Raw genomic sequence first — 24119 nt, forward strand, 5'->3', positions numbered from 1 at the left:
CATCAGCATGCCCGAGCCCACGAACAGCGATGCGGGGTGCCATCCATTGGATGACACCCCGCACCAAACGCTTCACCGCTCGCGCTCAGCCGATCATTCGGACGGAGCAGTCTTCGAAGGATCGATGAGCACGCCCGGACCCATCGTCGAGGAGATGCTGATCTTCTTGATGTAGCGCCCCTTGGCGCTCGACGGCTTCAGACGCAGCACTTCATCAAGGGCCGCGAAGTAGTTCTCCGACAACTGCTTGGCGGTGAACGATGCCTTGCCGATGACGAACTGCAGGTTCGCGTGCCGGTCGACGCGGAACTCGATCTTGCCGCCCTTGATGTCGGAGACGGCCTTGGCCACATCGGGCGTCACCGTTCCGGTCTTGGGGTTCGGCATGAGGCCGCGGGGGCCGAGCACGCGGCCCAGGCGTCCCACCTTGCCCATGAGATCGGGGGTGGCCACGACGGCGTCGAAGTCCAGGTGGCCTCCCTGGACCTTCTCGATGAGCTCATCGGCACCGACCTCATCGGCGCCTGCCTCACGGGCGGCGTCAGCCTTGTCACCAGTGGCGAAGACCAGGACCCTGGCGGTCTTGCCGGTGCCGTTGGGCAGGTTGACGGTGCCGCGCACCATCTGGTCGGCCTTGCGGGGGTCGACGCCCAGCCGCATGGCCACGTCGATCGTCTCATCAAAATTGGCCGAGACACCGCTCTGGACGAGGGCAACGGCCTCCTCCGGAGTGCGGAGAGCCTCGATATCGCCACGCTTCTCGGCTGCGGCGAGGTACTTCTTGCTGCGCTTCATTCTGGTTTCCTTCGTGTGTGGTGCCAGGTGTGGTTCGCCCGCGCATGGGCTCCCACGGGGATGGACGCGGTGTCCGCGCCCAGTGACGTCACTCGACGGTGACGCCCATCTGACGTGCGGTGCCCTCGACGATCCGCATGGCGGCTTCCTCGTCGTTGGCGTTGAGGTCGGGCATCTTGGTGCGTGCGATCTCGAGGACCTGGTCCTTCGTGATCTTGCCGACCTTCTCCTTGTGCGGAGCGCCCGAACCGGACTTGATTCCGGCGGCCTTCTTGATCAGCTCAGCGGCCGGAGGGGTTTTGGTGATGAAGGTGAACGAACGGTCCTCGTAGATCGTGATGACCACGGGGATGACGTTCCCCTTCTGGGCTTCGGTCGCAGCGTTGTACTGCTTGCAGAAGTCCATGATGTTGACGCCGTGCGGACCGAGGGCGGTACCGACCGGCGGAGCGGGAGTGGCGGACCCGGCCTGCAGGGCCACGTTCACCACTGCCGCCACCTTCTTCTTGGCGGGCATGTTGGGTCCTTTCTGGAAATTGAGCCGACGCGATCGTCGGACTCAGACCTTCTCCACCTGGGAGAAGGTCAGGTCGATGGGGGTGTCTCGACCGAGGATCTCCACCAGAGCCTTCAGACGCTGGCTGTTGGCGTTGATCTCGGTGATGGACGCATGGACGCCGGCGAACGGGCCGTCGGTGACCATGACCGAATCGCCGACGCTGAAGTCCGCGACCTCCACCTTTGGCTTGGTGACGGTCTTGGACTTGGATTTGGCGACCTTGTTGACCTCGGTGACGACGCTTGGGGTGAGCATGCGCTCCACCTCGTCAAGGGTCAGCGGAACAGGGTTGGTGGCGTTGCCGACGAACCCGGTCACCGAGGGGGTGTGACGCACGAGGCTCCACGACTCATCGGTGAGCTCCATGCACACCAGCACATAGCCGGGCAAGACAGTTCGCGTCACCATCTTCTTGTTGCCCGCGCGAATCTCGGCCACCTCTTCGGTGGGGACACGGACGTCGAAGAGGAAGTCCTCCAGGCCGAGGGACTCGGCCCGCTGTTCGAGGTTCTGCTTGACCCGCTTCTCCATGCCGGAGTACGTATGCACGACATACCAGTCGCCCGGCTTGGCGCGCAGCTCCGACCGCAGCTCCTCCATGGCCTCGGCCAGGAGGTCGGCGTCAGGAGCTTCCTCGTCCTCACCCTCCTTGTCCTCGCCGAAGTCGATCCCGGTGGAGCCCTGCTCCTCGGCCGCGTCATCGCTGCCGCCGAAGTCGAGGTTGATCTCCTCCTCGGAGGAATCGGCCTCGTCGGCACCGCCGAGGTCGAGGTCGATGTCCGCTTCCTCGCTCGTCTCCTCTGCGGAGTCCTCGCCGAAGTTCAGTGCGATGTCCTCGCCGGAATCGACGTCCTCGGCGGGGTCGAAGCCAGCCAGCTTGGGTTCCTCGCTGGTGGTGGGCTCGCCGAGGTCGAGCTCGACGTCCTCGGTCTCACCGAGGTCGGGATTCTGGGGATTGTCCGTCACGAAAGATTGCCTCCGAAATTGGCGCTGTTCAGCCGAAGAACCGCAGGATGGCCGAGCCGAACAGCAGGTCGAGCAGGCTCACGAATGCCACGATGAAAATCACGAAGACGAGAACCACCACGAAGTACTGCCAGACCTCGCCGGCACTCGCCCACTTCACCTTCTTGAGCTCGGACACCGATTGTTTGGTGAAGGTCACCGGCCCAACCCGCGGGGGTTCGGCATCGGGTTCGAGGTTCGTCATGTCGAGCTTCGTGAGCCCATCGGACGAATCCTGCGCGCCCTCGTCGCTCGCGGCGCGGCGCTTGGGGCGCTGCGTGGCGCGTTTGCGCGTCCGGGTCGCGGCAGTGGCCCCCGAAGCCGGAGCCTCCTCGGATTCCTCGAGCGCGTTCACCTCGTCGGTGGCACGGCCGAGCTTGGCTTCATTGACATCGGGGGTGGAGGGGTCGTCGACGTAATCGTCGGTGTCGGTGTCCTCGGAATCGACGATCTCCTCCGACTCGGAAAGCTCTGCGGGCACGACATCGTCCGACTCGTCGCGCGAGTCGGCGTGCTTATCGTCAGCCACTGATTCCTCCGGGTCGTCCATCATTGACCGACCCCAGGATCCACACGTCCGTGACGCGGGATCCCGGGGCCGTTCTCGCAGGGCACGCGGGACTCGAACCCACAACCTTCGGTTTTGGAGACCGATGCTCTGCCAGTTGAGCTAGTGCCCTTCGGCGCACGCATCGAGCGAACGACACGTCTACCGACCAGTGGAGTTTACGTGCATTACCCCACCGAGTCCAACCGGGTTCCGCACCCGCCCCTCACAACTGCTCGGCAGCAGCCAACAGGACGCAGGTCGCGACACCCTCCATCGCCGGCCGCAGCTCATCCATCGGAGGGAAGGACGGCGCAATTCGGATCACGGCATCGTCCGGATCATGACGCAGCGGGTGGGCCGCTCCGGCCGGCGTCAGCGCGATACCGGCTTCCTTGGCCAAGGCCACGACACGCGACGCGGTCCCGTTGGGCACGCGCAGCGCCACGAAGTAGCCACCGCGGGGCTTGGTCCACTCCGCGACCCCGTATCCACCGAGACGCTCGGAGAGCACCTCGTCCACGAGAGCGAACTTGGGCGCGAGCTGCTCGCGATGCTTGCGCATATGAGCGCGTACGCCCTCGGCGTCGCCAAAGAAGGCCGCGTGTCGCCAGTGGTTGATCTTGTCGGGCCCGATGGTCCGGAACTGCGTGTGCCCGCGGTACCAGTCGAGATTCGTCTTCGACGAACCGAAGAAGGACACTCCCGCACCGGCAAAGGTGATCTTGGAGGTGGAGGCGAACGCGAAGACACGGTCGGGATTACCGGCGGCCGCGGCCATGTCGAGAATCGGCAGCATCTCCGCCGGCTCATCGGTGAGGTGGTGCAGCCCGTAGGCGTTGTCCCAGAAGATGCGGAAATCCGGGGCCGCGGGCAGGGCGAGGATCTTCTCCACCACTTCTCGGCTCCACACGGTGCCGCTCGGGTTGCCGTACATCGGCACCACCCACATGCCCTTGACCTGTTCATCGGCCAACAGGGCAGCAAGCTCCTCGACGTTCACACCATCGTCGGTGAGCGGGATCGGAATCATCTCGATACCGAGATGCTCGGTGATTGCGAAATGGCGGTCATAGCCGGGCACCGGACACACGAATTTGACCTGTTGATTCGACCAGGGCTGCTGCCCGGCGATGCCATGGAGCGACGCGTACGTCACGCAGTCATGCATGAGCGAGAGCGAAGCGTTGTCACTGGCCACGAGCAGGTCAGGATCGATCATGAACAGCTCGCCGAAGATCTCGCGGATCTCTCGGAGCCCGTCGAGCCCGCCGTAGTTACGGACGTCCGGGCCGGCCGGGAGGTCGACGCTGCCTGGGAGCTCCAGCAGGGCATTGGAGAGGTCGAGCTGCTCACTCGACGGCTTGCCGCGCGTCAGGTTGAGGCTGAGGCCACGCCCACACAGCTCCTGATGTTCTCGCTCCTGCTCCGCCAGCAGGGCAGCCCGCTGATCGGCGTCCATGTCACTCAATCGCATGTGCTCACCATACTCGCCGGACGCGTGCTCACCTGCGCCTGCGGTGGCACCGAGACGCCCTCCGAAGAATTCCAAGATCATTTGCCGCTGCTGGATGCGTGTCCACAAGTTCTGCAGTTCGCGCAGACGTGAGTACTATCGGCCATACCTCGATCTCGTCCAGGAGCCCGTTCGCATGAATGTTGCTAGATCGGCACCCGCAATGCAGGGTCCGCCGGGCTCTTCGGAGACCCTCGCCGGGTTCTCCGACTGGCAGGAGATCGGCCGCGGCGGCGACGCCACGGTCTATCGAGCGATCCAGGATGGCTTGGGCCGCGAAGTGGCGATCAAGGTCCTCACTGTCGACGATGCCGAATCGGTGCGCCGCTTCACGCGCGAAGTGCAGCTCATGGTCGCGCTGGGGCGTCAGCATCCGAACATCGCCAAGGTGTTGCAGATCGGCACCTCGAGCCACGGGCGCCCCTGCATCGTCATGGACTACTACGAACTGGGCTCACTGGATCGACGCCTCAACGACGAAGGCCCACTCCCTGCCCAAGACGTGGCACATGTCGGCCAGGTGGTGGCCGACGCACTGGCGTTCGCACATCAGAAAGGTGTGCTGCATCGCGACATCAAGCCACAGAACATCTTGATGATGCCAACGTCGTACGTGCTCGCCGACTTCGGCATCGCGCGACTGATCGATCAGGCCCACACCGCTTCGTCGGATCGGTTCTCCTACCGCCATGCCTCTCCGCAGGTGCTCAACGGCGACACCCCCAGCGAACTCGACGATGTGTTCTCCTTGGGCGCCACGCTCTACCACCTGCTCGACGGTCAGCCGCCGTTCACGCTCCCCGGCCAACGCGATACCGCATTGAGCTACATCAAACGCGTCCTGGAATTGCCGCCGCGAGCCCTCAGCCGGGACGACGTACCGCCTTCATTGCTGCAGATCGTCGAGGTGGCTCTGCACAAGGACCCCGCGACGCGTTTTCAGTCAGCCGCTGAGATGCGCGACGCCCTGTCCGATGCCCTGCGTGAATCCCGCGGTATCCCGGCCTCCCCGGTGATGGGCGGATGGACCGCAGCCAGTGGCAGCTCTCCAGCTGCCCCTCCCCCAGCACCGGCCCCACATGGGCAGTGGTCACCGGCACAGCTGCCAAGCGCACGGTCTGCCAACGAACCCCCGGCCTTCGTGCCACCTGCACCCGATGAGACCGACGCCCCACACCGCCCGCCGTGGTTGGCCTTCGGCCTCACCGGCATCGTCGTCGGCGTGGTCCTGGTACTGCTGATGTCGTTCCTTGGAAATCTCCGGAATGATTCCCCTTCGGGACCGGCACCGACGCCGTCACGGGCCGCTCCCACCACCACGGCTGCGCCCGACGCCAGCCTCGAACCCTCCGACGTGCAGCTCACATATTTCCCTGAAGGTGACTACACCGTGGTCGAGTGGAAACGCCCCGAAGAGCTACCCGTCGGCTATGTGGTCACCTATGTCCTGGATGACGCCGCCACCGGAACCCCCGTGACCCGCCACGGGCAGGCCACCGACGCGCAGCTCCCCAGCGCACCTCCGGGCCCGCAGGTCTGCGTCGGCGTCGCTGCTCACAGCTCCGATGGACGCTACGGCCGCGCCCTGGCCTGTACTTCTCGCGGCTGAGCCCAAGCACGCTGGCTCCGCCCCGAGTCGGAATGGCCCCGAGTCGGGATGGCCCCGAATCGGGATAGCCCCGAGCCGGAATGCACCAGCCATGCCATCGGAAATCCGGGGCGTCATCTGTGCCGGGACGAGCCCTTTCGGAGGAACGGGACAGGAGACAACGCCCATACCACGCGTCGCCACCAAGTGGCACCACCGCGGAGGGTCTCCTCCACCCGAGCGGCACGCTCGAAGTGCTCGGCGCTCTCAGCCGTGGATGCCGCTCCCGATGCGGCGAAGGACTCGAACTCGGCGGCACGCGCGATCTGGACCGCGTCGTCGGGCGCATCCAAGCGCCGCGCTCGTTCGGTGGCCGTCTGCTGGGTGGACATCGAGCCGCCTGCGAGAGTGACGGCGTCCTCGATGTACTGCCACGCGCCTACCGCGCCTCTTGCTCGCTGCCCCCGCCGCCGTAAGACACGTGCCATCACAAGAGCGCCGAGCAGCAGCAATGTGCCCGCGAGGATGACCGCGAGGACGATCCATGCCGGGTTGACGCCCCCATCCTCCTGGTTTGCGGACCGATCGGGCCGCGGTTCGTTCTCATCAGGAGCCTGCTCGGCGTTTTCGGGGTTCTCCTCGCTCTGTGGCGGGTTCGCAGCGACCGGCGAGATCTGATCGGTATCGGGGGTCGGGTTGAACGGAACCCAACCCTGCCCCTGGAAGTACACCTCCGGCCACGCCAGAGCATCGCTGCCGTGCACCACGTGCGTTCCATCGGCACCTTCCAATGGTGTGCCGGCGGAGAAGCCGACCACGACACGTGTCGGCAGCCCCTGCGACCGCGCGAGGACAGCGAAGGCCGTGGCGAACTGCTCGGATGTTCCGGCACGTCCTCCCTCGGACTCGGGGGCGAGCAGAAAGGTCGTCAGACGCCCGTACGAGTGCCCCGCGGGGAGCTCCGCGGTGAAGGAACGGTTGTTCTTGATCCCCGCTTCCAGTGCTCGAGCCTTGTCATACGGGGATTCGGCTTCAGCGGTGAGTTCCTCACCGTAGTCCGCGAGTTCATCGGGCAGTCGGGGAACGCCCAGATAGTCGGGCAGGTCCGGCACGGGAGCGTCAGGCAGCTGCGCCTGATCCGGTTGTGACACCACCGACGTGACGCTGTAGCTCAGCGCCCCTTCCTTCGGGATGTCGGGACTGATCAGCGTGCCGGTGGCGGGATTCACCTCGGCGTCCGGAAGGGAGACGATGTTCGGGTGGCCAGGGGCGGGGAGCCAGCGTGTCTGCTGGGGCCACACCACGTTGACCCGCGCGATCTCCTGCTGCCCCGCGATCGGAGGGCTCACCGGTCGATTCGACCCCACCGGGTCGTAGGGACGTTGGGGTGGACGAAAGGTAGCCCCGTCGAACTCGGACATGACCGCCAGATGCACCGGGACGTTGTCCCCACTGCGCCGGAAGATCTCGGTCTCGGGTTCCTTGGCCCAGTGCGAGATGTACGGCATCGGGTTGGGCTCCTGGTTGAGCGTTTCGTTGCGCTCGATGAGCTCTTGGGGCTGGAAGGGTTCACCGAGCTGGAGGAAGGCACCGCCCGAGGCCACCAGGGCGAGCACCGCAGCCACCACGACGCCGCGTACAGGTCCTGATCCTTTGGTGGTGGTCTCAGCGGCACCTGCCGGATGCGTGCCGACCCGAGAATCTGCCACGAAGGTGGGTGATTTCGAGCGGTTCCACAGCGACCAGTCGGCCAGCCAGGTGAGCACCATCCCGGCGGCGATCAGCCCATGCTCGTCAGCTTCGCCGCCTGACAGAAGCTGTCCGCCCAGATATAGGACGATGCCAACCGTCAGGCTCCCGAGGACGCCCATGTTGCGGCCGGACCGAAGGTCGGCGACAAGTCCCACGATCACACCCACGAGCCATGCGAGCACAAGGCCCGGCAACAGCAGGCCGAAGGTCACCGGGGCCGGTGCCGGCGTCGTGAGAAGTTCGGGGAACGGCTCGGTGAAGGCGCCAACGAGGCCACGGCCAGCACGGCGACCCACGATCATCATGGTCAGCACAGGCACGGCCAGGGCGACGAGCGCGGCGACGAAACCAACGAGACCGGTTCGTTTGAGACCCAGGATGATCCCGGCGGCCAGCACGGCACTGGCCACCAGCGCACCCCACGCCACCACCATCGGAGACCACGCAGACGCGAACGATGCAGCACCCAGAACCAGGACGACGAAGGTCAGGGCGCCACGTGCGATGAGATAGCTGCGCTGTGAGGCCTCCTGCGAAGCGGCGGGCCCGGTCTCCTGCCGACCGAAACGGTTCGCCTCGGCGGTGCGAAGCGCAGCAGGATCGTGGATCTGGGTCATGTCAACGCACCGTCCTGTCCCACAATGCAGCCAGGTCACGCGAGCGGGGCCCGCGGAGCACGGTCACTCCCCCACCGGCTCCTGCACGGCTGGAGACCGGTGCGTCGCCTGAGCTGTCCACGATGAGCACTGCCCCCGATGCGCCGCGGATCGCGTACCCGGTGAGGTCCGGCAATGGGGCGAGCGCTCCGGAGATCACCGCCACCGAATCCAGGGTCCGTTTCGGCAGACGCATGTGTGCCGGTGCTGTGCTCGGTTGCACCTCCGCAAGTGCCGCATGCACGCGTCGGGCATCGGTCTGGGCGGCTCCGAGACGCTCACTGACCGGGACATCGACCGATCCCGAGGTGGTGAGCAGATGCAACGGATGCCCTTCTTCGATGGCCGTCTGGGCCAGCGCGAATGCAACCTCCACCGCGTCTTCGAAGTCGGTGTCGGTCAGGGAACTGTCGGCGTAGTGATCGTCGCGGTCATCGAGGATCACGGTGAGGTGTGGTGTGGAGGGGTCGGCGTCGTCTCGGATCATCAACATGCCGGTGCGGGCGCTCGTGGCCCAGTGGAGACGCCGAAGATCGTCACCGGCCACGTATTCATGGAGGCCGACCAGATCTGTGCCACCGTGTTCGACCGACTCGTCGGCGCCAACGGCCGACCGACGGCGTCCCTTGGCGAGCTGGGTCAGCGGCACGCGACGCGGCAGCACCCGCACATGCTCGACGCTCCCTGCCTCCTGCGTGGTCATCGCCAGGCCGAAAAGCCCAACCCGGTGCACTGCCATCGGGCCAATGGGCAACAAGCCACGTCGCAATGTCGGCACACGGTACCGGGCTTCCCTGCCCCCCACTTCCACGTTGACACGCTGACGCCCGATGCGGTCGGTGATGCGGGTACGAACGAGCCAGAAGCCACGGGTGCTGACGCGAACCGTCGCATGGCACTCGCCGTGACGTTCCACCACGAGTGGTTCCACCTGCCGTTCCATGCGCAGACGCGGAGCCACGGAGACCGCTGCGGTCTCGACCACCAGGGCTGCGAGCAGGGCCAAACCGATTCCGAGGAGCGAGGGGTAGCGCAACAGCAGGGCCAGTGCCACGATCAGGACGGCTACCACCAGGACCACCAGTCCGCGGTTCGTCCACCGCCACAGCATCAGTCGCAGATCTCCGAGGTCGCGATCGCTCGACGCCGGGTCGTCATCACGACGACGCCAGAACGCACGCAGCCGATTCCTCCTGCTGCCCTTCGGTGCGCGTTGTCCTGTTTCGGGCCCGGGCGGCCCGGACTTCAGACCATCATCTCGGCCGGAAGGTCTGGGCGCCTGCGGTTGCGGGGCCGCAGGGCGTATTGGGCGGGGCGCGACCGGGCGCGGCGTCTCCTGCCCGGAGGGGTTGTTGCCAGGATTCTCGCGCATCGGCGCTTGGGGTTTCGGCGCCTGAGGCCCATTCGCTTCGGGCCGATGTGCCTGCTTGCTCATCAGGCTGGCTGGGGCACGTTCAGCTTCGTGAGGATGTCCTCGGCGATCGAGTCACCTGTCTCGCCGGCGAGGTCGGCTTCACGAGTGAGAACCATGCGGTGGGCCAGGACCGGCCCCACGAGACGCTGGACGTCTCCGGGAACGACGAAGTTGCGTCCCTGCGCAGCCGCGTACACCTGAACGGCACGGACGAGGGCCCGCAGGCCACGGGTGCTCGCACCGAGTCGGAGTCGGGCGTCGTTGCGGGCGGCAGCGCCGATCTCATGGATGTAGCGGAGGATGCGATCATCGACGTGAACGGCCCTCAGCGATTCGGCGATCTGCGCAACCTGCTGGGGGTTGGTGACCGGTTTGATGTCATCGGTGCGGCCTGCTGTCGATCCCGGACGCAGGATGTTCATCTCATGCTCGGCCTCGGGATATCCGATGGCGATACGGACCATGAAGCGGTCGAGTTGGGCCTCCGGCAGGCGATAGGTGCCATCAAGGTCGATGGGGTTCTGAGTGGCCACCACCAGGAACGGCTGTGGCACACGGTGGCTGGTTCCATCGACGGTGACCGTGCGCTCCTCCATGACTTCGAGCAGGGAGGACTGTGTCTTGGCCGCTGCACGGTTGATCTCGTCGGCCAACAGGACGTTGGTGAAGACCGGCCCCTGCCGGAACTGCACCGATCCATCAGCCGGGCTGAACACCGAGGTTCCGGTCACGTCGGCCGGCAACAGGTCAGGGGTGAACTGGACGCGCCGCGATTCACCGCCCATGGCTTGCGCGAGGGCACGCGCCAGCGTCGTCTTGCCGGTTCCTGGCACGTCTTCGAGAAGCACGTGGCCGTTGGCGAACATCGAGATCAGGACCAGATCGATCACTTCACGTTTGCCGACCAACGCCGATTCCACGGTCTCAGCAAGACGTGCATGGAGTTGCTGGAACACCACCACGGGATCGTGACTGTTCATGCCCTCACCTTCGTTTGGTCTTCTGAGGAACCTGCTCGTCCCTCTCGCATTGCGGTTTCTCCTCGGCCTCGGCACAGCTCATCTGGGCCGAACCACTCGCAGACATTATCGCGACCCGCAGACAAGGAAACAGGCTTCATCAGGGCCAAGTGATGTGGTCCGATTCCACCTCACCGCACGTCACCCACACGTCATATCCGGGGAACCCGAAAACGCCGGCCTGCAGGGGACCGAAGTTGCCATTCTCATCACTGGTGACTTCGAACGGCTGGAAATCCGGATAGCTTTCGGCCCCTTCCACAGGCTGGTTATAGGCCTTGCAGGTGAGCGAAGCATTCGGCTCGAAGTCCGTGCCCTTCACCATGACCTGTTTGCAGCCTGGAGTGTTACAGGAGCCGATGGGCTTGTACTCGCCGGCGGAGACGGTGAGCTCCGGGGTCGCCTGCTCAGTGGTGACCTCCGTCGTCGCAGCGCCGGACTTCTGCCCATTCGCATCGACCGCAATGACGGTGACGGTGAATGTCTCACCAGGCGTGAGCCCGGAGAACGATGCCGACGTGCCCGTCGCCGACTTCGACGATCCGCCAACGCTCACGTCGTACTGCTCGGCACCGTCCACGGCGTTCCACGACACGGAAACCTCCGTGGTCGTTGCCGACGCACTCAACCCACTCGGCTGCTCAGGCGGTGGTGGCGTTGTCGGCTCCGGCGGAGCACTCGACGGCGGAGCACTCGACGGCGGAGCACTCGACGGCGGAGCAGACGACGGCGGAGCAGACGACGGCGGAGCACTCGACGGCGGAGCAGACGACGGCGGAGCAGACGACGGCGGAGCAGACGACGGCGGAGCAGACGACGGCGGAGCAGACGACGGCGGAGCAGACGACGGCGGAGCAGACGACGGCGGAGCAGACGACGGCGGAGCAGACGACGGCGGAGCAGACGACGGCGGAGCAGACGACGGCGGAGCAGACGACGGCGGAGCAGACGACGGCGGAGCACTCGACGGCCCCGGCTTACCCGACGGCCCAGGCTTACCCGACGGCCCAGGCTTACCCGACGGCCCAGGCTTACCCGACGGAGGCAGATCCGGCTCGTGCGAAGGACGAGGCTTCTCGTCCGGTTTCGGCTTGTCCTTCTCGTCTGGTTTCGGCTTGTCCTTCTCGTCTGGTTTCGGCTTGTCCTTCTCGTCTGGTTTCGGCTTGTCCTTCTCGTCTGGTTTCGGCTTGTCCTTCTCGTCTGGTTTCGGCTTGTCCTTCTCGTCTGGTTTCGGCTTGTCCTTCTCGTCTGGTTTCGGCTTGTCCTTCTCGTCTGGTTTCGGCTTGTCCTTCTCGTCTGGTTTCGGCTTGTCCTTCTCGTCCGGCTTCGGCTTGTCCTTCTCGTCCGGCTTCGGCTTGTCCTTCTCGTCCGGCTCCGGCTTGTCCTTCTCGTCCGGCTCCGGCCTACTCACCGGAGGCTTCGGGATATCTTCCTGCGGACGCTCAGGAGCCTCCAGCACCGGGGGATCGGGAAGCTCGCCCGGCTCATTCTCCGAAGGAACGTCCGGCATTTCAGGAGCTTCACCCGGAGGATTGGGGATGTCCTCCGGGGGACCTACGCGACCCTGATCACCGGGATTGGGACGCTCCCCCGGCGGGTTCGGCATCGGCGGAATGTCGCCATAGGGGCTGTCGCTGTCAGGCGTATCGGGTCGGGGGTTCCCAATCTCCTGAGAACCATCGTCGGGATGCCCCGGTGCATGCGTCGGATTGGGCAGCTCATGGCCGTTCTCTCGGTTCTTGCCCTTGCGCGGCTGCTTCGGATTCGAACCAGGGTTGGGCAGCTCGGCTGCATTTTCGTCGCCAGAATCATTGACGCGGGCGTCGCGGTCTTCGGCTGCGGCTGCACGACCATCAGCCACATCACCAGGCTTACCCAGCTCACCCGGCTCCCGAGACGGAGAACGATCAAACGAACGCGGCTCACCATCACGCCCCACCACGATGCCCTCATCAGCACCAGGAACGTTCACAATCAACCGATCCTCATCCCACACCAGCTCAGCGTCCCCCTCACCAGGGGTCTCAATCGCCTCACCCACAGGACGACCATCAGCGCCCAACCGCAAAACCTTGCCGTCACCAGCACACACCACAAACGCCACATTCTGATACGTCGCCGGATCCGAAGGCCGCGAACACCCAAACTCACCGGTGGCCACACTCACCAACGAGCCATCCGCCACCAACACCACACGCGACGCATCCGGCTGCGCAATCGGCACGAGCCTGTCCGACTCCGTCATCGGAGCCACCTTCAAGGGCCCAGACAGCTGCTCATCCTTGGAAGCCCGCGCATTGGACACACCGAACTGCTGCACCAAACCCGGAGCCGCCAGCGTCACCCCGCGAGGATGATGCCCTGTCATACGGGTTCCCGCGCCGACCTTCACACGATGCATCTGGCGTTCGATCAGCTTCTCGGCCCGTGGATCCCAGACGACCTCACTCACACCATCAGGACCCGACACCCACAAAGCACCCTCACCATCAATGGCCGCATCCTCGATCTGACGCCCAGCCACCCACGGCTCACCCACATTCACAGCACTCAACGGATCCATCCGAGTCACAGACCCAGACCCGGTATCCACCACATAACTCGCACCACCACCAGCGAGCACCTTCGACCCAGGCCCACCCGGCAACTCACGCGAACCACCCGGCACCATCGTCGACATATCAATCGTCGTCACAACACCGGTGTCATGATTGGTCACAACCAGCACACCATCGCGCTGCTCCACCGACACATTCTCACCGGGCTCCCCCACCCGATAACCCTCATCAACCTCATTCGTCGCCGGGTTGTACTCGAGAATGCTCCCACCCTCAGAATCACCAAGCCACGTGATCCCATCACTGGCACCAATCGCCGTAGTCGCAATACCACTACCGGCCATCACACCCACAAGCCCCAGCACCACGGCAGTACCAACAGACGCGTTCGCCATGAGACGGCGATTCACCTTGGACACCGGACCTCCTAGATCGGGATGCGACCAGTCAAGTGCACCCGCTGCTTCAGGGACCACCCCAGACCTGAGGAAATTTCCGCCACCCCTTTGATCAGGAGGGTTCGGTCAGCAGAAACCAGAGGCATCGCAGGCTTCCCGAACAGGCTCGTCGAACGGGGCAGGTATATCCACCCAATGCTCGTCCGAGTCCGACGAGGGATCTTCTTCCTCTTCCTCTTCTTCTTCCTCTTCTTCCTCGGTCTCGAACTCGAAGGACACGGGGTCGGACTTGACGGTCTGCCCATCATCACTCTTGACAACAGCAACGATCGTCCCCGTGTAACGGGTGTTGTCCTGGAGCATGGTGAACGAGTGCTTCATCGGATCAGAGGCATCGACAGCGACCGTGTCCGAGCCATACATGCCGTCGATCGTGATCTCGAAGTGATCAACGCCCTCACCGCTGTGAGCCCACTCGACCCTCGCCCTGTCGTCATACACGCTCCCGAACGGAACCGTGACGTCCGTCGGCGCTGCAGGAGCCTGAAGAGGAGTCGGCGTGGGCGACGCGGAGGGAGCCTGCGTGGGCGACGCCGAAGGAGCCTGCGTGGGCGACGCCGAAGGAGCCTGCGTAGGCGACGCCGAAGGAGCCTGCGTGGGCGACGCCGAAGGAGCCCCCGTAGGCGAATCAACAGTTGGAGCAGTCGGCGCTGCAGGAGCTTCAGCCTTCGGATCAGCCGACGCACTCGATGAAGGAGCAGCCGTCCCCGCGGGAGCCTCCGCGCTCGGAGTCGCAGACGAACCCACCGACGCGGAAGGAACCGCTGCGGTCGGGCTGGCCGACTCCGCAGAACCCTCCGCACTCGGAGCCGCCGATGCGCTTGACGAAGGAGCCGTCGACGACCGCGGGTCAACCGAGCTCGCGGGATTCGCCTCACTCGGATCCGTCGATGGAGTCTTCGACTCCGGACCCGCAGACGGAGTACGCGGCGTCGAGTCACTCGACGGTGTCGGGTCGCTCGGCGATTCCTCAACCGGCGTCGGCGTCCTGCTCGGCTCCGACGATGGGGGCGGAGTATCACTCGGCTCCGGAGAAGGCGTCGGCACGTTCGGCGCCTCCTCCGCTGGTTCGGGCCGACGATCTCGACCACGCTCGTTCGATTGTTCCGGCTTGTCCGGCCGCCCTGGCTTGTCCGGCCGCCCCGGCTCATCCAAGCGCTCCGGCTTGTCCGGCCGCTCCGGCCGCCCTGGCTTGTCCGGCCGCTCCGGCTTGTCCGGCTTCTCCGGCTTGTCCGGCCGCTCCGGCTTCTCTGTCGGCACGTCAGGAAGTCGGTCAACCTGCGACTCATCCTCAGGCCGTTGATCTTCTTCACGGCCCGGGTCATCGTCATCGAGCGGAGGGTTCAAGTCCTTCGGCGGCCTCAATTCCTGACCTGGCGCTCTCCGATGAGGAGGAGCTGAATCATTTCGCGACTCTCGCCCAACTCCCGGCCGCTGTGCATGAGGGGGCCTCTTCTCATGGGCCCGACCATCACTTGGGTTGTCGAACTCCGCCGATGACCCCTCGTCCGACTCTCGCCCCTCTTGTCCGCCATCACCGGACAACCCCGGCGGCATCGGCAGGGCAGGGCCAGAGCCGCCCCGTTCCGGCTGTCGACCCGGTCGACCACGATCAGGATGCTGTTCAGGACGCTCAGGCGCCACCGTCGGATTCGGCAGATCATGGCCCGCCGACTCGCGATCCTTCGAGCCGTCGCGCCTGCCACCCATGGGATCAGAACCTGGAACCGGATCTGGCAACCGCGCAGCCGACTCACTGTCAGGGTCACCGTGCTCAGCCCGGTCGCGGTCTTCGGCTGCGGCGGCACGACCATCAGCCACATCACCAGGCCTGCCCAGCTCACCCGGCTCCCGAGACGGAGAACGATCAAACGAACGCGGCTCACCATCACGCCCCACCACGATGCCCTCATCAGCACCAGGAACGTTCACAATCAACCGATCCTCATCCCACACCAGCTCAGCATCGCCCTCACCCGAGGCCTCAATCACCTCACCAGCCAGACGACCATCAGCGCCCAACCGCAAAACCTTGCCGTCACCAGCACACACCACAAACGCCACATTCTGATACGTCGCCGGATCCGAAGGCCGCGAACACCCAAACTCGCCCGTGGCCACACTCACCAACGAGCCATCCGCCACCAACACCACACGCGACGCATCCGGCTGCGCAATCGGGACCAACCCACTGGACTCAGTCAGTGGAGCCACATCGAAAGGACCTACCAATGCCTCGTCACGGATCGCTCGATCGGCGCTCACTCCGAGCTGTCGAGCCACCCCCGGCGCGGCAAGCGTCGCACCACGAGGGTGATGCCCTGTCATACGGGTTCCCCCGGCGTTCGCCAATCGATTGAAGCTGCGCTCCACCATTTCCTCACGGCGTGGATCCCAGACGACCTCACTCACACCATCAGGACCCGACACCCACAAAGCACCCTCACCATCAATGGCCGCATCCTCGATCTGACGCCCAGCCACCCACGGCTCACCCACATTCACAGCACTCAACGGATCCATCCGAGTCACAGACCCAGACCCGGTATCCACCACATAACTCGCACCACCACCAGCGAGCACCTTCGACCCAGGCCCACCCGGCAACTCACGCGAACCACCCGGCACCATCGTCGACATATCAATCGTCGTCACAACACCGGTGTCATGATTGGTCACAACCAGCACACCATCGCGCTGCTCCACCGACACATTCTCACCGGGCTCCCCCACCCGATAACCCTCATCAACCTCATTCGTCGCCGGGTTGTACTCGAGAATGCTCCCACCCTCAGAATCACCAAGCCACGTGATCCCATCACTGGCACCAATCGCCGTAGTCGCAATACCACTACCGGCCATCACACCCACAAGCCCCAACGCCACGGCAGTACCAACAGACGCGTTCAGCACCACACGGCGATCACGCCGCGACCGACCCTTCGTGAACACCCAACCCCTCCCGTGAGAATCAGCTCCAAGTCAACCGATGGCTCATCTGACTCACCAGCACGACGGGGAGGAAATTTCCGCCGTTGCGGAAGACTCCTTCGGAAGTCAGTCAGGTTTCCGGGCATTCGCGTAGACCTCGGCGAGCTCTTCGGCGGTCACCAAGCGGACCTCCGCAGCCCGGCGACCGATCGCGAATCGCACATTCTGGACGCGTCGGCTCCCCGAACCGACCGCAAACGGATCATCCCGTGGACCGAAGGCGATACGCGAGATCATGCGAATGGCGTCGTCCACGCGCTGCGGACGGTCAAGGTTCCACGCATATCCGTGCCAACCCATCACGCGTTCGTAGATCTCACGGTTCGACGGCGGGCGGGGGTAGCCATCGTCGCCAACGAGCCAGGGTTCAGCCAGTGCAAGCGCCACGAACCATTCCTTGCTGCCCTTGTTCAGGTTCGGAGCGGGAGCAGTCATATCGGGGTTCGCAGGCTCGGGCTCTGGCGAGTACGGCCGCTCGTCGGTCTCGATGAAGATATCCAAGGCCAGATCATCGAACTGCTTGGCGCTTGCCCCTTGGCGCCCCCGGAGCACCACGACAGAATTCTCACCCTCGTCCAGCAGCGCGGTCATGCCTTTCACCAAGGTGACCCGACGGGCGCCACCGGGCGCCTCGAAAAGACTCGCCAGCTGAGCCTCGGTGCTCCCGTGCCACCGCACCCGCACGACGTCCTGCCCGATGATCAGCTTCCCCAGAATCCGCGACACGTGCGCAGCAGCGTGCGGCAACGCCAACGTGGTGACCTGCAGCGTGCGGTCAGCTTCCTCCTCCGGAAGCGTCGCCTGGGGAGCACGCCCGAACACGAGGGTCTCCCCCGTTCCCAGTACCACCGTCTGCGTCCCCGCAACACGCAGCTCAACTCGCAGCATCACAACTCCTCATCTGGACGACCGGTCACGTGGGCCCGACCCACATCACCACGATCAAGTTATCTGGTGACGCCTGCCACGCTCACCCGGGTCAGCGTCACATCTTCCCGCGAAGGATGAACCGACCCTCACTCGACGTCGACCAGAACCGCGATGCTGGCCGAACCCAGCACGAGCTCATCGGTGTCATCAGCGCGCCCCCATTCAGCCACCAGACGACCCGAGACAGGAAGGGTCAGTTCTTCGGCACCGAAGTTGACTGCGATCACCGCGTCCCCACGACGCGCCACGAACCACTCATCACCCCGAGCCGCACCGGCAAAGTCCGGTGAGGTGAACGCCTCATATGACCGCCGTACCTCGATCAGGCACTTGTACCACCCCAACAGCCCGGCGTGATCGGCGTCATCCAGCTCATGCCAGGCGACCTTCGACCCGTGGAAAGTCGCAGGGTCCTGAGGGTCCGGCACAGCATCGAGATCCCATGCCATCTTGGCGAATTCCTTCTTGCGGCCCTCCGACACCGCCTGCCCCAGCTCCTCCTCCGGATGACTGGTGAAGAACATCCACGGCTGTCGGCTGCCCCACTCCTCACCCTGGAAGATCATCGGAGTCCCCGGCCCGAGAATGGTCAACGCCGCCGCGACCGCCAGCCGATCCCGCGAGACCATCGTGGCGAGTCGACGCCCATCGGCCCGGTTCCCGATCTGATCGTGGTTGTCGCTGCACACCACCAGCTGCCAGCTACGCACTGAGGGAGTCACAGGGCGGCCGTGTCGGCGTCCGCGGAAGGTCGAGAAATCTCCCGCGTGCCAGAAACCGTCCTCGAACACGCCGACCAACGCATCCAGATCAGCAAAATCGGCGTAATAGCCACCCCCGTCACCAGTCAGGTTGGCAACCACGGCGTGATGGAAATCGTCACTCCACTGCCCGTCCATGCCGAGCCCACCGGAAGCACGCGGGGAAATCATGCGCGGATCGTTGAGGTCGGATTCGGCGATCAGGCTCAACGGACGACGCAGATGCGCCGAGAGTGACTCCACCTCAGCCGCCATCTCCTCCAGCAGATGCATCGCCCGATGATCGAGGAGCGCGTGCACCGCGTCCAGCCGAAGCCCATCGACGTGGAAATCGTCCAGCCACATCCGCACATTGTCGAGAATGTAGCGGCGCACCTCATCGGAGCCCTCACCATCGAGATTCACCGCCGCGCCCCACGGATTCGCCACATCGAAGTTCAGATACGGGCCGAACTGCGGCAGGTAGTTCCCGGAGGGCCCCAGGTGGTTGTACACAACATCCTGGATGACGCCGAGACCACGCTGGTGACAGGCATCCACGAATCGCGCATAGGCTTCCGGACCGCCATAGGGCTCATGCACTGCAAACCACGCCACCCCGTCATAGCCCCAGCCGTGAACGCCGTTGAAGGCATTCACCGGCATGACCTCAACAAGGTCCACGCCCAGTTCCACCAAATGGTCCAGTCGCTCGATGGCCGAGTCGAGCGTCCCGGCCTCGGTGAAGGTACCCACGTGCAGCTCGTAGATGACAGACCCGGCGAGTTGGCGTCCGGTCCAGTCGGCATCACCCCAGTTGTGCTGCAGCTCGAAGGTCTGCGAAAGACCATGGACCCCGTCGGGCTGACGCCGCGACCTCGGATCGGGAAACACCTGCTCCCCACCGTCGATGCGGTACCCGTAACGGATCATGCGGCCGGCCGGCACCAGATCCGCCGACCACCAGCCTCCGTCGGCGCGGCTCATCGCATGGTCGACACCGCCGGCCACCAACGTCATCGACGACGCCGAGGGCGCCCACACATCGAAACGGTTCCGTGTCACGCGTCCTCCAAGGAGCATCCGACGAATACAGGTTCAGGAACGAGGGTGACGCCAAAAGCGCTCCGAACGCCGGAGCGGATCTCGCGGGCCAGCGCCATGACGTCCCGAGCCGTGGCACCCCCTCGGTTGGTGAGGGCAAGCGTGTGCTTGGTCGACAAGGTGACCGGGCCGTCCCCATATCCCTTGCCGAATCCTGCGTGATCGATGAGCCAGGCCGCAGATGTCTTGACCAGATCTCCCTGTGGGAATCGGGGCGCACTCTCAGGCAGCTTGGCTGCCTCATCGGCGGTCAGCACCGGGTTGGTGAAGAAAGATCCCGCGCTCCAGGTGTCGTGGTCGTCCTCGTCCAGAACCATGCCCTTGGAGGCCCGCAGCTCCAGCACCGCGTCACGTACCGCATGGGCGGACGCCCGCTCACCGACCTCGACCCCGAGTCGACGCGCCAGCTCGGCGTACCGGATCGGGGCAGAGAGCTCCCCGAGAGGCAGCTGGAAGGTGACCGCGAGCACGATCCAGTCCCCAGCCTCACGCTTGAACACCGAGTTGCGATAGGCGAAACCGCAGTCGGCGGCAGCCAGCGTCCGCACCTCCCGCGAAGGACGGTGATAGGCACGCACCTGCGCGACGTACTCCCCCACCTCGGCGCCATAGGCCCCGACGTTCTGGATCGGCGTGGCTCCGACGAGACCAGGAATGCCCGAGAGCGCCTCGAGCCCCGACCACTGCTCTTCGAGTGCATGGGCCACGAAGTCATCCCAGTTCTCTCCGGCGGCGACGCGCACCATCGCCCCCGAGCACTCGGAGACCTCGGGGACGATCCCCCGCGTGGCCACCCGGATGACCGTGCCGGGGAACTCTCCGTCCCCCACCACGAGATTGGACCCACCGCCGACCACCAGCATCGGCTCGCCCTCGTCATCAGCGGCGCGCACCTCATCGATGAATTCCTGCGACGAGGTGACCGACACAACACGCTTGGCTCCGCCGCCCACGCGCAACGTGGTCATGTCCGCCAGCGTCCGTCCGGCGTCCTCCTCGAGCTGGGCATCCGCCCACGAATCATGCAACGGGCTCATGCCACCACCTCGGCTTTTCCACTTCCGACGACGTCATCGCCGACGCGCGCGGTCAACGAGCAGGTGATGACGCCCATGTCATCGGGGTCGGACGCCTCGAGCTCCAGATGCAGGGCCGCACCCTCGGCATCATCGGGGACCGGTACCGGACGCTTGAAGCGGAAACGACACGAACGGACCTTCTCCGGAGCGGCGAAGTCGGTGACCAGCCGCATCGCCAGCCCCATGGTCAGCATGCCGTGACCGATCACCGATTCCTGCCCCAGTTTCCGAGCGAAATGATCGGAGTAGTGAATCGGATTGAAGTCCCCTGAGGCCCCCGCGTAGCGAACGAGCTTTTCACGCGTGAGCGGAATCGTCAGCGTGGTCATGCATCCTCCTCACGGGAGTGGAACAGATTGGCGGTGGCGGTCGCCACATGCTCACCGTCGACGGTGTCGAGCGTGATCGCGACGGTGATCATGTCAGTGGCACCACGCGAGCGCACCTTCTCGATGGATGCGACCGGAACCACCACATCACCTGCTCGCAGGGGCCGGGCATGCTCGAACGACTGATCCATGTGAATGGTTCGGGCCAGGGCAAGCTCCAGCTCTGGATCATCGAGGACCGCTTCGAAGGATGCGAGAGTGATGGCGAATGTGGGTGGAGCAATGGCGTCGGGGCCGCGATAGGCAGGGTTCGGATCACCCAAGGCATCCGCGAACTCCTGGATCTTCTGCGCTGTGACCGTGATCGGCTCGGCCAGGTAGCGCCGCCCGACATGCTCGGTGGAAATCGGCATGGCCACCAACATAGCTGCCGCACACGGTTCTCCCCCACAGCGAGCCAGCGTCGACACAGCATCTCCCGGCCACTACCGTGGACCAGCAGCCAACCAAGGGAGTCCCCATGCGTTACGTCAGCCTCGGCGGCCCGATCTTCCTCGGCGTCGTGGGCGCCATCCTGGCGTTCGCCGTCAGCGACCAGATGCTCGGACCGGTCGACCTCAGCGTGGTCGGTGTCATCCTGCTCGTCGCAGCGGCCATCTGGCTCATCTTGAGTGTCACGGTGAACCGCCCCCAGCGCCGCGTCCGCACCGTCCGACGCGATGCCCCCGGCGGGCAGGCCGGGTACGGGAACGGCGGGTACAACGACAACCCTCCGACGCGTCAGTTCTGAACGCCCCCAACGCGCACCAAGCACGACCACCAAAGCGTGCCCAAGCACGACCCACCAACGCGTGCCCAAGCACGACCCACCAACGCGCGCCCAAGCACGACGAAGGCCGCTCACCATCCAGGTGAGCGGCCTTCGTGTTGATCATGTGGACGCGATGGACAACCGTTCAGCGGGTCTCGCGATGCGCGGTGTGCGAGTGGCACTTGGGGCAGAACTTCTTCATCTCCAAGCGGTCAGGGTTGTTCCGCTTGTTCTTCTTGGTGATGTAGTTGCGGTCCTTGCACTCGGTGCAGGCCAGAGTGATCTTCGGCCGCACATCAGAAGACTTGGCCATGTCGGTGTCCTTCGATCGTGTGGTTCATGCGTGTGGGAGAAAGGGTTGTAGCGAGAGCGGGACTCGAACCCGCGACCTCACGATTATGAGTCGTGCGCTCTCACCAACTGAGCTACCTCGCCATGAGCCTCCGGGCTCCGAGCCCCCAAGCAGAATCGAACTGCTGACCTTCTCCTTACCATGGAGACGCTCTGCCTACTGAGCTATAGGGGCCTGCCACGTGCGAACGCGACGAACGGAAACATTACACGCTCCAAGCGACGCATCACAAATCCTCGACCCGCGACAGTCGACAGAACTCTCCTTTCAGGGAATTCGCGCTGCCGCAGGTGATTTGGTAATGTTTCACGTCGCGTCCGGATGAGTGCAACGTCACGCAACCGGTACAACCCCGGCAGGTTGCCCGAGCGGCCAAAGGGAGCGGTCTGTAAAACCGTCGACATCGTCTTCGTTGGTTCGAATCCAACACCTGCCACCACTGGCCCGGGTCCATCCCGGGCCTTTTTGGTCTCTGGAAGCACCAAGGCCCCCCTTGGGGCATCGCCCGAGGGGATCTTCGCTCTGCCCGCTGGCCCACCCCACTGGCAGACCCGCTCGCCTCTTGGTTGACTGGCCCGTACGTCATTCACCTGCAGGGAAGGAGCCACGATGGCTTCGGAGAGTTCGTTCGACGTGGTGAGCAAGGTCGACCATCAGGAGGTCGACAACGCGCTCAACCAGGCCGCGAAGGAGATTCGCAATCGTTTCGACTTCAAGGGCACCGATTCGGAGATCCGTTGGTCCGGTGAAGCGATCGAGATGGAGTCCACGTCGGAGGAGAAGATCGCGGCGGTCTGGGACGTGTTCCAGTCCAAGCTCGTGCGCCGCGGCGTCTCCTTGAAGGCGGTCAAGGCCTCCGAGCCCCGAATCTCTGGCAAAACCTGGCACCGCACCGCCACTCTCTCCGAGGGCATCTCCACCGAAGATGCGAAGAAGGTGTCCAAGCTCGTGCGCGACGAGGGACCCAAGGGTGTCAAATGCCAGGTGCAGGGCGACGAGTTGCGCGTCAGCTCCAAGAAGCGCGACGACCTGCAGGCCGTCCAGCGTCTGATCCTCGATCAGGACTACGACTTCGCCGTCCAGTTCACGAATTACCGCTGATGCGCATCGCAACGCTGAACGTCAATGGGATCCGCGCCGCGCATCGTCGCGGCTTCCTAGACTGGGTGGACCGCGCCGAGCCCGATGTGATCGCCCTGCAGGAGGTCCGCTGCCCAACCGACCAGATTCCCTCCGAAGTCCGAGAAGGCTGGGTCTGGTCGTATCACCAGGGGGACATTCCCGGACGCAACGGAGTGGCGATTCTCACACGCAATGAACCGGCCGATGTGCGGCTCGGGTTTGGAAACCGCGAGTTCGACCACGAAGGCCGCTGGGTGGAGGTGGATCTTCCCGGGCTGACCGTCGCCTCGCTGTATCTGCCCAAGGGTGGGACGCTGTTCGAAGACGAGGCCTCGGCCGAGAAGTACCACCGCAAGCGACGCTTCTGCGCCTCTTTGGCGCGGCATCTGACCCGCGCCAGACTCGACGCGACGCGGGCAGGTCGCGAGTTCCTCGTGATGGGCGATTTCAACGTGGCACACACGGAACTGGATCTGAAGAACCATCGATCCAACCGCAAGTCCGAGGGCTTCTTGCCCGAGGAACGCGAATGGTTCGGCTCGATCCTCGGCCCACGCACGTTGCATGACGTCGTGCGCCGCCTGCATCCCGAAGAGCCCGGCCCTTACTCGTGGTGGTCATGGCGAGGCCAGGCGTTCACGAATGACGCAGGCTGGCGCATCGACTACCACCTGGCCACTCCGAACCTGTCGAAGAAAGCGACCTCGGGCGGCACCCACCGAGATGCGTCCTACGACACGCGGATCAGTGATCACGCGCCGGTCGTCGTGGACTACGACATCTGAGGAAAAGTG

At 64.7% G+C, this 24119-nt stretch carries 20 protein-coding genes and 4 tRNA genes; 5 read left to right on the forward strand and 19 right to left on the reverse strand.

Annotation, left to right across the window (positions count from 1 at the left end):
• Positions 1-93: 93 nt before the first annotated feature.
• From rplA to FB460_RS05620, 6 genes are all read right to left on the reverse strand, one after another.
• Positions 94-795 (reverse strand): 50S ribosomal protein L1, encoded by a 702-nt coding sequence (gene rplA / locus FB460_RS05595; RefSeq protein WP_142093066.1) that lies wholly within the window; start codon positions 793-795, stop codon positions 94-96.
• An 88-nt stretch (positions 796-883) separates the two neighbouring features.
• Positions 884-1312, reverse strand: coding sequence for a 50S ribosomal protein L11 (gene rplK, locus FB460_RS05600; RefSeq protein WP_142093067.1), 429 nt, complete (start codon positions 1310-1312; stop codon positions 884-886).
• A 42-nt stretch (positions 1313-1354) separates the two neighbouring features.
• Positions 1355-2320: a transcription termination/antitermination protein NusG gene (nusG, locus tag FB460_RS05605; protein ID WP_246044250.1), complete on the reverse strand. Its 966-nt coding sequence runs from the start codon at positions 2318-2320 to the stop codon at positions 1355-1357.
• A gap of 28 nt (positions 2321-2348) precedes the next feature.
• Positions 2349-2888 carry a preprotein translocase subunit SecE gene (secE, locus tag FB460_RS13160; RefSeq protein ID WP_246044251.1) on the reverse strand — a complete coding sequence of 180 codons (540 nt, stop codon included), beginning with the start codon at positions 2886-2888 and terminating at the stop codon, positions 2349-2351.
• A 78-nt stretch (positions 2889-2966) separates the two neighbouring features.
• A tRNA-Trp gene (locus FB460_RS05615) sits at positions 2967-3039 on the reverse strand.
• 93 nt (positions 3040-3132) lie between these two features.
• Positions 3133-4383, reverse strand: coding sequence for an aspartate aminotransferase type Ic (locus FB460_RS05620; RefSeq protein WP_211345889.1), 1251 nt, complete (start codon positions 4381-4383; stop codon positions 3133-3135).
• Between the two features lie 175 nt (positions 4384-4558).
• On the opposite strand from FB460_RS05620, the gene FB460_RS05625 reads away from it, so the two are divergent.
• Positions 4559-6031, forward strand: coding sequence for a serine/threonine-protein kinase (locus tag FB460_RS05625; RefSeq protein ID WP_170209955.1), 1473 nt, complete (start codon positions 4559-4561; stop codon positions 6029-6031).
• Between the two features lie 113 nt (positions 6032-6144).
• Here FB460_RS05625 and FB460_RS05630 read toward each other — a convergent pair whose 3' ends face one another.
• The 10 genes from FB460_RS05630 to FB460_RS05680 all read right to left on the reverse strand — a co-directional run bounded on the left by FB460_RS05630 (position 6145) and on the right by FB460_RS05680 (position 21453).
• The gene (locus tag FB460_RS05630; protein ID WP_142093069.1) at positions 6145-8379 is read right to left on the reverse strand and encodes a transglutaminase domain-containing protein; all 2235 of its coding nucleotides are present in this window, start codon (positions 8377-8379) and stop codon (positions 6145-6147) included.
• A 1-nt stretch (position 8380) separates the two neighbouring features.
• Entirely contained in the window at positions 8381-9790 is a 1410-nt protein-coding gene (locus tag FB460_RS05635; RefSeq protein WP_142093070.1) for a DUF58 domain-containing protein, read from the reverse strand.
• A 62-nt stretch (positions 9791-9852) separates the two neighbouring features.
• A complete protein-coding gene (locus FB460_RS05640; RefSeq protein WP_142093071.1) occupies positions 9853-10812 on the reverse strand; it encodes an AAA family ATPase in 960 nt (319 codons plus the stop codon).
• Between the two features lie 139 nt (positions 10813-10951).
• Positions 10952-13828 (reverse strand): fibronectin type III domain-containing protein, encoded by a 2877-nt coding sequence (locus FB460_RS13015; RefSeq protein WP_170209956.1) that lies wholly within the window; start codon positions 13826-13828, stop codon positions 10952-10954.
• Between the two features lie 105 nt (positions 13829-13933).
• Positions 13934-14308: a hypothetical protein gene (locus tag FB460_RS05650; RefSeq protein WP_142093072.1), complete on the reverse strand. Its 375-nt coding sequence runs from the start codon at positions 14306-14308 to the stop codon at positions 13934-13936.
• 2616 nt (positions 14309-16924) lie between these two features.
• Complete coding sequence (locus FB460_RS05660) at positions 16925-17746, reverse strand: hypothetical protein (RefSeq protein WP_142093073.1); 822 nt, start codon at positions 17744-17746, stop codon at positions 16925-16927.
• Between the two features lie 128 nt (positions 17747-17874).
• Entirely contained in the window at positions 17875-19593 is a 1719-nt protein-coding gene (gene treZ, locus FB460_RS05665) for a malto-oligosyltrehalose trehalohydrolase (RefSeq protein ID WP_246044252.1), read from the reverse strand.
• Positions 19590-20669: a UDP-N-acetylmuramate dehydrogenase gene (locus tag FB460_RS05670; protein WP_142093075.1), complete on the reverse strand. Its 1080-nt coding sequence runs from the start codon at positions 20667-20669 to the stop codon at positions 19590-19592. The genes treZ and FB460_RS05670 overlap by 4 nt, the downstream gene beginning before the upstream one ends.
• Positions 20666-21040, reverse strand: coding sequence for a MaoC/PaaZ C-terminal domain-containing protein (locus tag FB460_RS05675; protein WP_142093076.1), 375 nt, complete (start codon positions 21038-21040; stop codon positions 20666-20668). The genes FB460_RS05670 and FB460_RS05675 overlap by 4 nt, the downstream gene beginning before the upstream one ends.
• Positions 21037-21453 carry an FAS1-like dehydratase domain-containing protein gene (locus FB460_RS05680; protein WP_142093077.1) on the reverse strand — a complete coding sequence of 139 codons (417 nt, stop codon included), beginning with the start codon at positions 21451-21453 and terminating at the stop codon, positions 21037-21039. Before FB460_RS05680 ends, FB460_RS05675 begins: the two co-directional genes overlap by 4 nt.
• 107 nt (positions 21454-21560) lie before the next feature.
• Here FB460_RS05680 and FB460_RS05685 point away from each other — a divergent pair, with 107 nt between their 5' ends.
• The gene (locus FB460_RS05685; protein WP_142093078.1) at positions 21561-21830 is read left to right on the forward strand and encodes a DUF6458 family protein; all 270 of its coding nucleotides are present in this window, start codon (positions 21561-21563) and stop codon (positions 21828-21830) included.
• A gap of 166 nt (positions 21831-21996) precedes the next feature.
• On the opposite strand, the gene rpmG is transcribed toward FB460_RS05685, so the two are convergent.
• From rpmG to FB460_RS05700, 3 genes are all read right to left on the reverse strand, one after another.
• Entirely contained in the window at positions 21997-22164 is a 168-nt protein-coding gene (gene rpmG / locus FB460_RS05690) for a 50S ribosomal protein L33 (protein ID WP_142093079.1), read from the reverse strand.
• Between the two features lie 48 nt (positions 22165-22212).
• Positions 22213-22286: transfer RNA gene (locus FB460_RS05695), tRNA-Met, on the reverse strand.
• 18 nt (positions 22287-22304) lie between these two features.
• Positions 22305-22377: transfer RNA gene (locus tag FB460_RS05700), tRNA-Thr, on the reverse strand.
• Between the two features lie 180 nt (positions 22378-22557).
• On the opposite strand from FB460_RS05700, the gene FB460_RS05705 reads away from it, so the two are divergent.
• The 3 genes from FB460_RS05705 (at position 22558) to FB460_RS05715 (ending at position 24110) form a co-directional block, all read left to right on the forward strand.
• Positions 22558-22642 (forward strand) — tRNA-Tyr (locus FB460_RS05705).
• Positions 22643-22812: 170 nt separating this feature from the next.
• Positions 22813-23304, forward strand: coding sequence for a YajQ family cyclic di-GMP-binding protein (locus tag FB460_RS05710; protein ID WP_142093080.1), 492 nt, complete (start codon positions 22813-22815; stop codon positions 23302-23304).
• Positions 23304-24110: an exodeoxyribonuclease III gene (locus FB460_RS05715; protein WP_142093081.1), complete on the forward strand. Its 807-nt coding sequence runs from the start codon at positions 23304-23306 to the stop codon at positions 24108-24110. Before FB460_RS05710 ends, FB460_RS05715 begins: the two co-directional genes overlap by 1 nt.
• Positions 24111-24119 lie beyond the last annotated feature (9 nt).

Source organism: Propioniferax innocua, assembly GCF_006716235.1.
GTDB lineage: Bacteria > Actinomycetota > Actinomycetes > Propionibacteriales > Propionibacteriaceae > Propioniferax > Propioniferax innocua.

Coding starts and splice junctions, on each gene's coding strand:
- FB460_RS05710 (WP_142093080.1), top strand. CDS start 22,813: ATGGCTTCGGAGAGTTCGTTCGACGTGGTGAGCAAGGTCGACCATCAG.
- FB460_RS05660 (WP_142093073.1), bottom strand. CDS start 17,746: ATGCTGCGAGTTGAGCTGCGTGTTGCGGGGACGCAGACGGTGGTACTG.
- FB460_RS05675 (WP_142093076.1), bottom strand. CDS start 21,040: ATGACCACGCTGACGATTCCGCTCACGCGTGAAAAGCTCGTTCGCTAC.
- FB460_RS05680 (WP_142093077.1), bottom strand. CDS start 21,453: ATGCCGATTTCCACCGAGCATGTCGGGCGGCGCTACCTGGCCGAGCCG.
- rplA (WP_142093066.1), bottom strand. CDS start 795: ATGAAGCGCAGCAAGAAGTACCTCGCCGCAGCCGAGAAGCGTGGCGAT.
- FB460_RS05685 (WP_142093078.1), top strand. CDS start 21,561: ATGCGTTACGTCAGCCTCGGCGGCCCGATCTTCCTCGGCGTCGTGGGC.
- FB460_RS05715 (WP_142093081.1), top strand. CDS start 23,304: ATGCGCATCGCAACGCTGAACGTCAATGGGATCCGCGCCGCGCATCGT.
- rplK (WP_142093067.1), bottom strand. CDS start 1,312: ATGCCCGCCAAGAAGAAGGTGGCGGCAGTGGTGAACGTGGCCCTGCAG.
- FB460_RS05630 (WP_142093069.1), bottom strand. CDS start 8,379: ATGACCCAGATCCACGATCCTGCTGCGCTTCGCACCGCCGAGGCGAAC.
- rpmG (WP_142093079.1), bottom strand. CDS start 22,164: ATGGCCAAGTCTTCTGATGTGCGGCCGAAGATCACTCTGGCCTGCACC.
- FB460_RS05640 (WP_142093071.1), bottom strand. CDS start 10,812: ATGAACAGTCACGATCCCGTGGTGGTGTTCCAGCAACTCCATGCACGT.
- FB460_RS05625 (WP_170209955.1), top strand. CDS start 4,559: ATGAATGTTGCTAGATCGGCACCCGCAATGCAGGGTCCGCCGGGCTCT.
- FB460_RS05670 (WP_142093075.1), bottom strand. CDS start 20,669: ATGAGCCCGTTGCATGATTCGTGGGCGGATGCCCAGCTCGAGGAGGAC.
- FB460_RS05635 (WP_142093070.1), bottom strand. CDS start 9,790: ATGCGCGAGAATCCTGGCAACAACCCCTCCGGGCAGGAGACGCCGCGC.
- FB460_RS05620 (WP_211345889.1), bottom strand. CDS start 4,383: ATGCGATTGAGTGACATGGACGCCGATCAGCGGGCTGCCCTGCTGGCG.